This window comes from Methylovulum sp. (assembly GCF_028687615.1).
Lineage (GTDB): Bacteria > Pseudomonadota > Gammaproteobacteria > Methylococcales > Methylomonadaceae > Methylovulum.
Window position 1 is genome coordinate 145,564 of sequence record NZ_JAQTZU010000007.1, and the last position, 11,883, is coordinate 157,446.

The 11,883-nt window shown below is 49.3% G+C and carries 13 protein-coding genes and 1 pseudogene; 10 read left to right on the forward strand and 4 right to left on the reverse strand.

The window, feature by feature from the left end; genetic code table 11:
* Window positions 1-16 precede the first annotated feature (16 nt).
* The 9 genes from PHH59_RS06140 to PHH59_RS06180 all read left to right on the forward strand — a co-directional run bounded on the left by PHH59_RS06140 (window position 17) and on the right by PHH59_RS06180 (window position 9,544).
* Window positions 17-2,359 carry a fatty acid cis/trans isomerase gene (locus PHH59_RS06140; RefSeq protein ID WP_300012781.1) on the forward strand — a complete coding sequence of 781 codons (2,343 nt, stop codon included), beginning with the start codon at window positions 17-19 and terminating at the stop codon, window positions 2,357-2,359.
* Between the two features lie 282 nt (window positions 2,360-2,641).
* Window positions 2,642-2,887: a hypothetical protein gene (locus PHH59_RS06145; RefSeq protein ID WP_300012784.1), complete on the forward strand. Its 246-nt coding sequence runs from the start codon at window positions 2,642-2,644 to the stop codon at window positions 2,885-2,887.
* Window positions 2,887-3,405, forward strand: coding sequence for a type II toxin-antitoxin system prevent-host-death family antitoxin (locus tag PHH59_RS06150; RefSeq protein ID WP_300012787.1), 519 nt, complete (start codon window positions 2,887-2,889; stop codon window positions 3,403-3,405). Before PHH59_RS06145 ends, PHH59_RS06150 begins: the two co-directional genes overlap by 1 nt.
* Window positions 3,406-3,582: 177 nt before the next feature.
* The gene (locus PHH59_RS06155; RefSeq protein ID WP_300012790.1) at window positions 3,583-4,011 is read left to right on the forward strand and encodes a type II toxin-antitoxin system VapC family toxin; all 429 of its coding nucleotides are present in this window, start codon (window positions 3,583-3,585) and stop codon (window positions 4,009-4,011) included.
* A 122-nt stretch (window positions 4,012-4,133) separates the two neighbouring features.
* Window positions 4,134-7,193 (forward strand): DEAD/DEAH box helicase, encoded by a 3,060-nt coding sequence (locus tag PHH59_RS06160; RefSeq protein WP_300012793.1) that lies wholly within the window; start codon window positions 4,134-4,136, stop codon window positions 7,191-7,193.
* Between the two features lies 1 nt (window position 7,194).
* On the forward strand, window positions 7,195-8,034 hold the full coding sequence (locus tag PHH59_RS06165; RefSeq protein WP_300012796.1) for an SWIM zinc finger family protein: 840 nt from the start codon (window positions 7,195-7,197) through the stop codon (window positions 8,032-8,034).
* 79 nt (window positions 8,035-8,113) lie between these two features.
* Window positions 8,114-8,359: a hypothetical protein gene (locus PHH59_RS06170; RefSeq protein WP_300012801.1), complete on the forward strand. Its 246-nt coding sequence runs from the start codon at window positions 8,114-8,116 to the stop codon at window positions 8,357-8,359.
* A gap of 571 nt (window positions 8,360-8,930) precedes the next feature.
* Window positions 8,931-9,173, forward strand: a complete 243-nt coding sequence (locus tag PHH59_RS06175; protein ID WP_300012804.1) for a hypothetical protein — start codon at window positions 8,931-8,933, stop codon at window positions 9,171-9,173.
* Window positions 9,170-9,544, forward strand: a complete 375-nt coding sequence (locus PHH59_RS06180; protein WP_300012806.1) for a type II toxin-antitoxin system VapC family toxin — start codon at window positions 9,170-9,172, stop codon at window positions 9,542-9,544. Before PHH59_RS06175 ends, PHH59_RS06180 begins: the two co-directional genes overlap by 4 nt.
* A gap of 63 nt (window positions 9,545-9,607) precedes the next feature.
* Here PHH59_RS06180 and PHH59_RS06185 read toward each other — a convergent pair whose 3' ends face one another.
* From PHH59_RS06185 to PHH59_RS06200, 4 genes are all read right to left on the reverse strand, one after another.
* On the reverse strand, window positions 9,608-9,817 hold the full coding sequence (locus PHH59_RS06185; protein WP_300012809.1) for a hypothetical protein: 210 nt from the start codon (window positions 9,815-9,817) through the stop codon (window positions 9,608-9,610).
* A gap of 51 nt (window positions 9,818-9,868) precedes the next feature.
* Entirely contained in the window at window positions 9,869-9,997 is a 129-nt protein-coding gene (locus PHH59_RS06190; RefSeq protein WP_300012812.1) for a hypothetical protein, read from the reverse strand.
* Between the two features lie 216 nt (window positions 9,998-10,213).
* The gene (locus tag PHH59_RS06195) at window positions 10,214-10,888 is read right to left on the reverse strand and encodes a YbaY family lipoprotein (RefSeq protein ID WP_300012815.1); all 675 of its coding nucleotides are present in this window, start codon (window positions 10,886-10,888) and stop codon (window positions 10,214-10,216) included.
* A 12-nt stretch (window positions 10,889-10,900) separates the two neighbouring features.
* A complete protein-coding gene (locus PHH59_RS06200; protein ID WP_300012818.1) occupies window positions 10,901-11,410 on the reverse strand; it encodes a hypothetical protein in 510 nt (169 codons plus the stop codon).
* A 241-nt stretch (window positions 11,411-11,651) separates the two neighbouring features.
* Between PHH59_RS06200 and PHH59_RS06205 the strand changes: the two are divergent.
* A pseudogene (locus PHH59_RS06205) lies at window positions 11,652-11,744 on the forward strand (IS5/IS1182 family transposase); the annotation flags it as partial.
* Window positions 11,745-11,883: the final 139 nt, after the last annotated feature.

Sequence of the window (11,883 nt, forward strand, 5' to 3'; positions counted from 1 at the left end):
TAAACCAAGGTCCCCCATGCGCAACTTACTGCTATTTTCCCTGTTATTGTTGCTGGCAAGTTGTGCAGCTTATACCCGCCACCTACTCGACCAACAATACGGCGTTGCCGATCCCGCCCGTTTCGACCATCCCATCACCAGCCTTACCACCGTCAGCTACCGACGTGATGTCAAACCCATCACCGATAGCCGTTGCGCGGTCTGCCACGGCTGTTTCGACGCGCCTTGCCAATTGCAAATGGGCAGTTACGAAGGCATCACCCGTGGCGCGAGTAAAGAAAAAATTTATGATGAAGTAAGATTGTCGATGATGACACCGACACGGCTGTTTACCGATGCCCAGGACAACAGCCAATGGCGGCTAAAAGGCTTTGGCCCGGTACTTAATGAACGCAACGACGATCCGGCCACGAATCGGGAAGCCAGTGTCATGGCGAAAATGTTGCAACTGAAAAAGCAGCATCTTTTCCCGAAAGCAGGCTTACTGCCCGCCGAGCATTTCGATTTTGACTTGTACCGGGACGAATCCTGTCCGGTGCTGGAAGAATTTGCCGATTACGCCGAAGACCATCCAGAATGGGGGATGCCTTATGGTTTGCCCGCACTGACCAACAAGGAACAGCAAACCTTGGTGCGTTGGCTGGAAGCGGGTGCGCCTATTGAAAAACCTCAGCCCCTGGCAAAAAAACAACGTGATCGCGCCCTTAAATGGGAAGTGTTTTTAAACGGCGATAGCCTCAAAGCGCAATTGATGGGCCGTTATATTTACGAACACTGGTTCCTCGCGCATTTATATTTCGATGAGCTGCCAGAACACAATTTTTTTGAACTGGTGCGTTCGAAAACGCCGCCAGGCCAACCCATCCAATTGATTAACTCACGACGACCGTTTGCCAATCCGCAAGTGGCACAGGTTTACTACCGTCTGCGTCCGGTGCGGGGTACGATTTTGGCAAAAACCCACATGCCTTACGCGCTGAATGATGCCAGGATGCAGCGTATCAAAAGCTGGTTTCTTGACGCACCTTACGAAGTCACGCACTTGCCCTCCTATCAACCGGAAGTCGCCACTAATCCGTTTGTCGCCTTTGAACAAATCCCGGTGCGTTCGCGTTATCGGCTGATGCTCGATGAGGCCCAATTCACCGTGATGGGGTTTATCAAAGGCCCGGTTTGCCGTGGGCAAGTGGCGATCAATGTCATCAATGATTATTTCTGGATAGGTTTTGTCCATCCCGACCATCCGGCTCAAGAAAGCCAAAATTTTTTGGCGAGCGCACTCAAGCAAGTTGACCTGCCGATTAGCGACCAGGATTTGACCAGTTTGTTGAAATGGCAATCGTTCGCGGATCAAGAGACACGCTATCTCCGTGCCAAAAGTCAATTGTTAAATAAAGTGCTGGTCGGGCAAAACCTGCCCAATCTTTCCCTGTTATGGGATGGTGACGGCAACAACCAAAATGCCGCGCTGACCGTGTTTAGAAATTTCGACAATGCCAGCATCGTCCACGGTTTGGTGGGCGAACAGCCACAAACCGCGATGATTCTCGGCTACCCCTTGCTGGAGCGCATCCATTACTTGCTGGTGGCGGGTTTTGATGTCTTCGGCACGACCGCCCATCAATTGCAAGCCCGCTTGTACATGGATTTTTTGCGCATGGAAGGCGAACAAAATGTCCTCGCATTTTTGCCGATGTCAATGCGGGAGACGGTACAGAATAAATGGTACCGCAATGCCCCCGATACCGTGTTTGAGCATTTGCACGATAGCCAGCGTTTGTATTTTCAAAACACGGGCATCCTCTATAAAACCCAAGACCCGTGGCTTGAATTTACCGGACTGTGGAAACAGCATCTCAAACCCGTGCTGGATAACCGTTACGAATTGACGGAAACATCGTTGCCAGACGCATTGGGTTTGCTAAAACAGCTCGCCAGTCTTAAAGGCAAAGCCGTTTCGTACCTGCCTGAAACCGTGTTCATCACCCTCATCGACACGCAACAACAAAGCCACCACTTCACCTTGTTACGCAATAGTGCGCACAGCAATGTATCTGAATTATTCAAAGAAGAAGACCGCCGTTTGTTGGACGAAGATACCTTAACGCTAGTGCCAGGTTTTCTGGGAGCTTACCCGAACGCGTTTTATCGCTTGGGTGTTTATCAATTGCCAATGTTTATCGAGACGGTGAAAAAGCTAAATTCCAAAGCGGCTTATACCGATTTGAGCGCACGGTTTGCAATTAGGCGGACGAACCCGCAATTTTGGGCGCATACCGACACGCTACATGCGGCGTATCGCAAGAAGTTTCCGATTGAGGCGGGGTTGTTTGATTTGAATCGGTTTGAGAATAGGTAAGTCTTTGCATTTTGCATGGCAAAGTGGATTGCTGCAACATGCCGTTTGAAGGCAGTTGGATTGATTATTTGAACCTGGGCTTCCAATCCTGGGAATTGACTGACACCTCCGTTCAAGCCTATTCCGTCGCCGAATACGGGTCAGAAGCAGTGGCCAATGGGACACTAACAATGCCCAGCCGTATTCTGTGGCATCAAAATATTCCCTAACAGTAATATTGTTTTGTGAAAGTTAAGTTATTCTATAAAATATTACTTATCGGTAATAATCGTAGGCATTAACATGGATTCAGATAATAAAATACCTTACGGGAAGGTCTCAACGGCGGAAGAATTAGGGGCGCTGATACGCCGTCATCGTAAAAGCCAACAGGTACGCATTAACGACGTGTCTGAAATTTCCATGCTGGGCGAACGGTTTATTGGCGAATGTGAACGCGGCAAAGCCACCTGCCAAATTGGCAAAATATTCAAATTATTGGCCTGCCTTGGGCTTGAAATACGCGTGGTGCCGAGGGGCGGCAAGTAATGGATGATGAGCTGAATGTATGGTTTGAAGATCAGTTAGTCGGCTATTTATGGCGGAATAGCTTTAATATCATGGCCTTCCGCTATGCAGAAGAATGGCTTGCCAGCGGTTTTCCCCTATCTATCAGCTTGCCGTTGCAAAATGCAGCCTTTTCAGCCCAAGCATTCATTGCCCATCGTTTTTTTGCCCATTTGTTACCGGAAGGGCAGGCGCGGGAACGGCTTGCGTTAAGCATCGGCCAGCAGAAGAATCCTGATAATATGGGCATCACAACCGTTTCTAGCAGGGAATTTAACCAAGATGCGAGCAGGGTAAAACGGGCTGTCGTGAATGGGCCTGTCTTTATTACCGACCGGGGTCATCCGTCGCATGTTTTAATGACCATTGAAGACTATCAAAAAATCACGGGCAAGCAGGAAAGCATTGTCGAGCTACTGGCAATGCCGGACGCTGCCGACATTGATTTTGAACCGCCACGCTTAAATAAAGGGCTTCATCTGCCAGCGGACTTGTCTTAATGGTCATGTATTAATTGTTTCATAAGTGCTTGCACTGGAAATGGTCTGTGTTCGCTAAATTTTTTGGCAAGCACTTATGAAACACACATAACTTATTGAATGGGTATTACAATCCCATAAGTTCTTGCTAACAGTACCATCAACATACTGTGCAAGAACTTATGGGAAAATTAATACTTGCTGGACACCCACATCGTTTCTGAATTGAGAAAAGCGAAGTCAGGTAAAGCGGATAAAAACGTGGTGGCGTGGGCCAATACTGTTTCGGCAGCCAGCCTTTTTCTATCGGTGATTTCTATTTTGGGAATCGAAACAGGTTTGCTTTTGGTTGAACGGCGGGATCCGGCACAAGGGGCAATGCTCCGTTCCTGGCTCAACAGCCAGGTATTGCCGGCGTTTTCTGAACGCATTCTTGCGTTTGACACCGCTGTCGCATTTTGTTGCGCCAAACTTCATGTGCCTGATCCCCGCTCAGACCGAGATGCCATCATCGCAGCCACGGCGCTGGTTCATGGGATGACTGTGGTGACCCGAAATGTGGGTGATTTTGAGTCTACCGGTGTTGGACTCTTGAATCCCTGGGAATTTATCGGTTCCGTCGAATAGGTAAAGCAAGTCCTGGCAGTTCAAGTATCTGGTAAGGATAACGCTGGAAACCGTCCGGCTATTTGGGTCGAATCCAACTAAAAGCCAACAAAACCCATTCTATTTTTCTGTTTTACGCATTCATGAATATCATCCATGGCATCTGGTTGCCACAAGCCACTCAAGATTTTATCCAATCCGGCGCGTTTTATCTGTGGATAGAAAGCGACGAGGTTCGCACCAAAGTCCCCGATACCGAACATCCCCAGCATTTAAAAGAAAAAGCCTGCCTGGCGTATTTAACAACCGAACTGGCGGTGGTTGGCGTCAAGCCGAATCTGGGGGCGATGGTGCCGCTGTTATTGCCGACTTACGCAGGCAAACCTTTGCCGTCGCCTGAATTGCAAACTGTCGATAGTGATGGCGCAATCACTTTGCAAGCGTGGCAGGTCTACGCCTATCCTTTGTCCAACCCGCTGAAGACCATCAACAACATCCATTTCTTGTCCTGTTACCAAGTCAGCAATGTCCGGCTGGGTAGTGATTTTTTATTTTGGTATTGGTTTAGCCAATCCTTGAAACCATTTCTGGCAAAAGACCAATACCTGCCGATGCTACTGAGCCAGAAATCGGGCAAAAACATCAGCTTCTATCGGCGCTGGCAAATCGTATCCAGCGGCTACGAAAGCCTGATCCAAAGAGCGGTTGCTTCCATGCCTTTGGTTTGCAGCCAACAACTCGAACCCGAATCCCTGTTGCGGCATTTTGCCGAGGTGCTGGTTGACGACATACTGGCGGCTGCCGCTAAAGACATGCCGGACGTGTTTGTGAAAAAAGTCCGCTATGACTTTTTGGAAACGATGTTGTTTCATAAATTAAGCGAGGGAACTATCAAGACCTGCCAGCAAGTGCCGGATGAGTTTACGGCATGGCGGCAATGGCAACAAAAACTGCTGGGGACACCGTCGCAAAATACTTTGCAGCTAGGTTTGCAATTAATGGAAGCGGATGCCGAGCGCGTTGACCACTGGAGTTTGGGGTTCTTTTTGTCTTCGCAGCAAGACCCATCCCTGAAAATCGATTTGGCGGATTTTTGGGCGCATAAAAGCCACTTTTATCAATTCTTGCAACCAGCTTCCGGGGCAACGCTTGAACAACAGATATTGGTCAATTTGGCGCAAGCCGCCCGCATCTATCCCAAACTCTGGCAAGGCATGGAAGGCAGCGAACCGGACAGCGTGCAACTGACTTTGGATGAGGCGTTTGAATTTCTGCAAGAAAGCGCGTGGCTACTGGAAGATGCCGGATATAAAATCATTATTCCGGCCTGGCTCACGCCCAAAGGCCGCCGCCGCGCCAAGATCCGGCTGCGTACCGGGAAAAGTACAAGCAAGCCAGCGGCGGCAAAGGGCTATTTTTCCATGGACACCCTGACCGACTACCAGTACGAGCTGGCTTTAGGTGATGAGACCTTAAGTCCCGAAGAATGGCAACAATTGGTCGAGTCCAAAACGCCGCTGGTGTATTTCCGTGGCCAATGGATGCAATTGGATAGGGATTCCATGCAGGAGATGCTGGCGTTTATGCAGCAACCTCAAGATAGGCCGGATTGGGCTATGCAGGATTTGCTCAAAAAATTGGCGGAAGAGGCCGATAGTTTTGAATTGGATGTCCATGACAGCTTGGCGCAAATGCTGGCGAAATTGTCCGACACCAGCCAGTTGGAGTTGATAGACAATCCGGCAACCCTCAACGCCCAGTTGCGCGATTATCAAAAGCGCGGTGTGGCGTGGTTGCGCTATTTAGAGAGTTTAGGGCTGAATGGTTGCTTGGCGGATGACATGGGCTTGGGGAAAACCATGCAAGTCATTAGTTTATTGCTGTTAGAGCGCGAACAAGAGCAAGATAAACCCGCCCCGTCCTTGCTGATCGCCCCCACTTCGGTGATTGGCAATTGGCAAAAAGAACTGGAAAAATTCGCCCCGCAGTTGACCGCTCTGATCCACCACGGCAGCCGCCGCGAACAAAATACCGCCGCTTTCACGGAATTATGCGGGCAGCATGATGTGCTGATCACCTCGTACACCTTGGCCCGTAAAGACAACAAACTGCTGGAAGCGCAGAACTGGCGGCGGATCGTCTTGGATGAAGCGCAAAACATCAAAAACCCCACCGCCGCGCAAACCAAAGCCATCTTAAAACTGCCCGCCAAATCGCGTCTGGCCTTAACGGGTACGCCTGTGGAAAACCGCCTGATGGATTTATGGTCGATATTCAACTTCCTAAATCCCGGCTATTTGGGCAAACAGGCGCAGTTCCGCAAAATCTATGAATTGCCCGTGCAGCGTGACAATGACCCTATCCAATCGGCGGTACTGAAACGGCTCATCCAGCCATTTATTTTACGGCGTTTGAAAACCGATAAAAACATCATCAAAGACTTGCCGGACAAAATCGACAATAAAATTTACTGTAACCTCAGCAAGGAACAGGCTTCGTTGTATGAAGTGGTGGTGCAGGACGTGGTCAAACAATTGGAAGCAAGCGAAGGCATCCAACGCCAGGGCTTGATGCTGTCCACCTTGATGAAACTGAAACAAATCTGCAACCATCCCATGCAGTTTTTACAAGATGGCAGCGCGTTTACGCCGGAGCGTTCGCATAAACTGGAGCGCATCGGCGACATGCTCGAAGAAGCGATGGCGGAAGGCGACAGCGTCCTGGTATTTACCCAATTCACCGAAATCGGCGAGCATCTGAACCGTTACCTGAGCCGCGACAAACACCATAAAACCTATTATCTGCACGGCGGCACGCAACGTAACAAACGTGAACAAATGATAGCCGACTTCCAAAACCCCGACAGCGAGCCAGCGGTGTTTATCCTCTCGCTGAAAGCGGGCGGCGTGGGCATCACCTTGACGCGCGCCAACCATGTCTTTCATTTTGACCGCTGGTGGAACCCCGCCGTCGAAAACCAGGCCACTGACCGCGCCTTCCGTATCGGCCAGCAAAAAAATGTCTTCGTGCATAAATTCATCACATTAGGGACGCTGGAAGAACGCATCGACCAAATGATCACTGACAAACAAAAAATGGCGGACAGCATCGTCGGCAATGACGAAAGCTGGCTGACCAAGCTCGACAACCGGGCCTTTAAAGAACTGATCGCCCTTAATAAACACAGCATTATGGAAGACTGACATGGGCAAAGCCGCAAAAACCTGGTGGGGACAAAAGTTTATCGCCGCCCTAGAAGATTTTACCGACAGCGGACGCTTGCAGCGCGGACGTTCCTATTCCACCGACAACCGTATCAAACACTGGCTGGTGCACGACGGAAAAGTAGAGGCCAACATACGCGGCAACGTCAATCCCTATTTTGGCGTGTATAAAGAGCCGACCTATAAAGTCAGCGTACAAATGTTGCATTTGAGCGCTGCGCAATGGCAAGCGATTATCCAAAAGCTCACGCAACGGGCGAGCTTTATCGCCAAATTGTTATTGGACGAAATTCCCGAAAACATCGAAACCGTGTTTGCCGAAACGGGCGTGCATTTATTGCCGAACAGCTATAAAGATTTTAAAGTGGCTTGCAACTGCCCTGATTATGCCGTGCCGTGCAAGCATATCGCCGGGGTCTGTTACCGTCTGGCCGGGTTATTTGATCAAGCCCCGTTTTTGCTGTTTGAAATGCGCGGCCTGGCACCGGAAAAACTGGTGCAAGAACTGGCGAAATCGCCTTTGGGCAAGGTGCTAAGTGACGCTAAAAGCGGTGCGGAGGCAGAACTGGTCCCTGTGGACAGTTATTACACCCGCCCCGTTCCCACTGATCTTCCCCAAGCCATAGCCATTAAACAGTTCTGGCAAGGCCAACAGCCGCTACCCAATAGCATAGACCCCGCCCAAGCCGCGCTTATCCCCGCCATGCTGGTCAAAAAAGGTGGTGATTTTCCGGCTTTTTGGCAAAAACAAGGTTCATTTATTGACGTGATAGAAGATTTTTATCTCAGGATGCGCAAGAGTATTTTGAAAGGTTTGTGATTTTTCAGCGGGATACGGGATGAACAGCCGTGTCGTAAATATTTCAAGCTTGAGAGATAATCAGCCAATTTGAAAAGACATGAGTTATTTAATTAAAAAAACTCTAAAATCTGGAAAATATCTGGGGAAGCATTCAGATTATGGCAGGCTCGCTGCTTCAATGAGGCATTCAGATTTAGGGTTTACATTAGATGATTTTATTGAAGTTACCCCTCATGTCAGCAAATCAAAGACAGCTAAGGATGCCAAAAGGGCATGGGACAAATGGGATAGATATTCAGCCGTTACAAAAGGGACGCTGATGTATTTGATTAATAATAGGTAGTGGAGCGGAAGTATAGGTGGGAATGTCCTGAGAAGTTCAAAGAAATACAGTTACAGCTAGAATACTAACTAGGACTAAATTGATAAAAATTAACGATAGACATAAAAATGCCTAGGTGAAAACGCCTAAGCCTTTGAATTCTTTGGAGCCGTAGATGGGGCTAGAACCATCGACCGGCTGATTACAAATCACATTATTACAGCGTAGCTAATTGTTTTTATTGGTATTATATTATGGTTTTTTGCGTGATTGGCATAACTGAGCACCACGAAATACAAGCGTTACACGCATATTTCACGCAAGAATCACGCAGTCACTGATGGTATATGGTGTTTACCATTCACTATCATGGTCAATCAGTGTCGAATTATCACTATGTTATAATCACACACAGAGCTAATTTCCATGCCCATTCATAGACCTCGCCCAAAAACATGGAAATTGGTAGAACCAGTCAACGCCTTTAAGTCGATTCTTTGGTAACAGCAACCATGACCCCTGGTTATCTGTTTGATACAAAATTTGGGCTATCTGTTTAATAAAAGGTTACTTGTTTTATAAGGATAATCATATGCAATTAGCGATAGAGTTACCTGATGAGTTAGGTCAAGAGTTATTACAACATCCAAATGCACAGGAATTTGTATCCCAAGCCATACGGAAAATGTTATCGGAAGAAAAAAAGCAACTACAAGCCAAGCAGGAGCTATTGTCGCTTATGGCAACCATCCCAAAAACAGTCAGTTTGGCGGATGAGTTGATTCAGCAAAGAAGGGTTGAGGCGAAAGCTGAGCAAATGGATAACATCCAATGATCTTGGATGCCTCTGCATTACTGGCTTATTTACAGCAAGAACAAGGTTGCTTGCTGGTAGAACACGTTTTGCCAGTGGCTTTTATGTCAACGGTGAATTGGTGCGAGGTTGTCCAAAAATTACACGCTAGGTCAATCGATGATAAGGCCATATACAAAAACCTAGAAATTTTAGGTCTTCGGTTTGTCGCCTTTAATATGCAACATGCGGACACAGCAGGTGAATTATGGCCGATGACTGCGCCTTTTGGCCTATCGTTAGGCGATAGGGCTTGTTTAGCAACGGGGTTGATCGAAAAAATGCCGATTATGACCGCTGATAAAATTTGGCAAAATTTGCCGTTGTCTTTAGAAATTCAATTGATTAGATAAAATAGCCAATCCACTGCTCCCTCCATCCTAACTTAGTTTTTTGGTGGTCATTGAAAGGCGAATTCAACTCATAAATGCAACACCCAGCAAATCATCGGTCTTAAGTGAAGCCATTTCACAAAACACTTCCCAGGGTGTTTTGTAATTTAATTTTTTTCTAGATCGTGGGTTTTGCCCCGCTAAGGCTTTGTTAGCGTCGTCTTGGGTCACCTGATCCAAGGGTTGATTCTTAGGGAAATATTGCCTCGGTAAGCCGTTATGATTTTCATTCAAACCCCGTGCCCATGAATGATAAGGCTTAGCGAAATAAGTCTTATAATCCAATTACTTGGCTATCTCGCTATGCCGACAAAACTCACGGTCATTATCAGCAGCAAAAGGCTTTAGGGCTTGAATAATAGCGTCTTTGGTCAGCTCGGCTTCCTTACGGATAATAGGGATAACCAGATTCAATTTGGAGACTCGTTCCGTCAGGGTTACCAAAACCCCTTGATGGCCTTTACCTATGACGGTATCGGCCTCCCGCCTAAGCGGTTTTTTTCGTCCACTATAGCGGGGCGCTCATCAATGTCCACGCGGGCAGGAATGGTGCCTCGGTAGCCATTTTTACCATAGTGCTTACGATAAGGCTTGGCCTGATGTCTCAGGTGGGTATATGATCGCACGGAACTATACATCTAGCCTTAATGTGCCGCGTTTGCTGTCGTATTGCCAGCGGCCGATTTGATCGAATTGATTGGACGCCGGTTTGTCCAGGTAGGTTCTGCGCAACTGGTACTCGCCACGGGGAAGCAAGTCCAGGTGCCAGCGGATCAGGCTGTTCGCCCCCGGAACCTCGTGTTCGTAGGAGGCGGGCAACCGCGCGAAGAACGCCGGCGGCTTCAGGTCGGCCGCGGACACCAGCATTATTTGGAGGGGAGCCTCGACACAAGTAAAGACCAGGCGTCTTTGGCGAGTGGTGAAAAGCAGGCGCCCCCCGCGTTTGATGGTGGCGGTTACGGTATAGTGCGTATCCGGCTGTACGGCTGCTTCGTCGTAGCCTATCTGGAAATGGAACGGCGACTGCCCGGCGGGATCGACGATTGTCCGGCCCAGCACTTGCGGTTGCGCATCGGCTCCCGGAATATCCTGTAGTACGGCCTCGAACACCGCATCGGGCGGTAGCGCGATGCGTTCGCGGTAAGCGGCCGTTCCTTCCAGTGTGGCGGCCCGCGCCACCACGTTGCAGGTCAACGCCAGCAGGATCGGCAGCGCAAATAGGGCGGGAATGCCCTTTAGGAGGCGCATCTTTATGGCGGGTAAATACGGTTGTTGTTGAGGAGTCATTTCTTCTCCTTTGGTCAAGGTTTTATGGATTCATTGCGTTGTTGTAGTTGCTTCTTTGGCTTTGGGAATGGAAGCGAGAAAAGCGAGCATCCCCTTCAGTGCTTCCTGCCCGGCGGCCGTATCGAGGTTGAACTGGTATTCATGCCCAAGCGCCGGAGCATGGCTCGGAAAGAACAGCGTATCAACTCGAACCCCTAGGGCATCGAGCTGCCTCGCCAACGCAACCGCCTGCGGTTCGAGCGGATCACCATTGCCACTGGAAATGAAGCTCGGCGGGAAGGCCGTGGTGACATGAGGAGTGACCGACATCAGTCGGAACCGCTGGTCTTCCAGGAATTTCTCCGCGCCAGCATGGCGCCAAGGCCGCCTGCCTGATTGCCAAGCTACACCGGGACGGCCCGACAGTCCTTGGCACGAGCTGGAAGATGCCGGGCGGGCATTGCATGCGGCGTGAAGATGAGCTGCATCAAAGTCAGTACCGGTGCAACCTAAACCGTTTGGAAGCGGCGTTGAGCCGGAACTGCTGGCGTTATTGTCCATTGGTCAACGTCACGCTGGGAAACCGGCTACTGCATTGACCCAGCTAATTGGTGTACCGAACTCAACCGCACGGATTCGCCCTCGGCCATCGCCGCCGCCCAAAGTACGATAGGCCAACCGTGCCTGAACTCTAAACGCCTTTATTGTTAAGCCTTGGCGGCAGAATTACGTCACCGCCGCCAGCATTGCTAAACCGCTAAACAACACAACGCCGCCAGCATTGCTAAACCGCTAAACAACACAACGCCGGGGCGTCGAACGTTCTTCCGTCTGGTTGGAGAAGTGCCGTAGGCTTTGGAAAAATACCGAACGTCAGCTCAACGCCAGTCTATAGTGTTTAGTCCCACATTTAAATGGTTTACTATATCCTAAACTCAAGGAGCAAAAGCTATGGGGCAACTACTACACGGAACAGCCACGACCACGCACGCCGTCCGAGAAAAAATACAAAACGCTGAAGGGAGCCTCGCAAA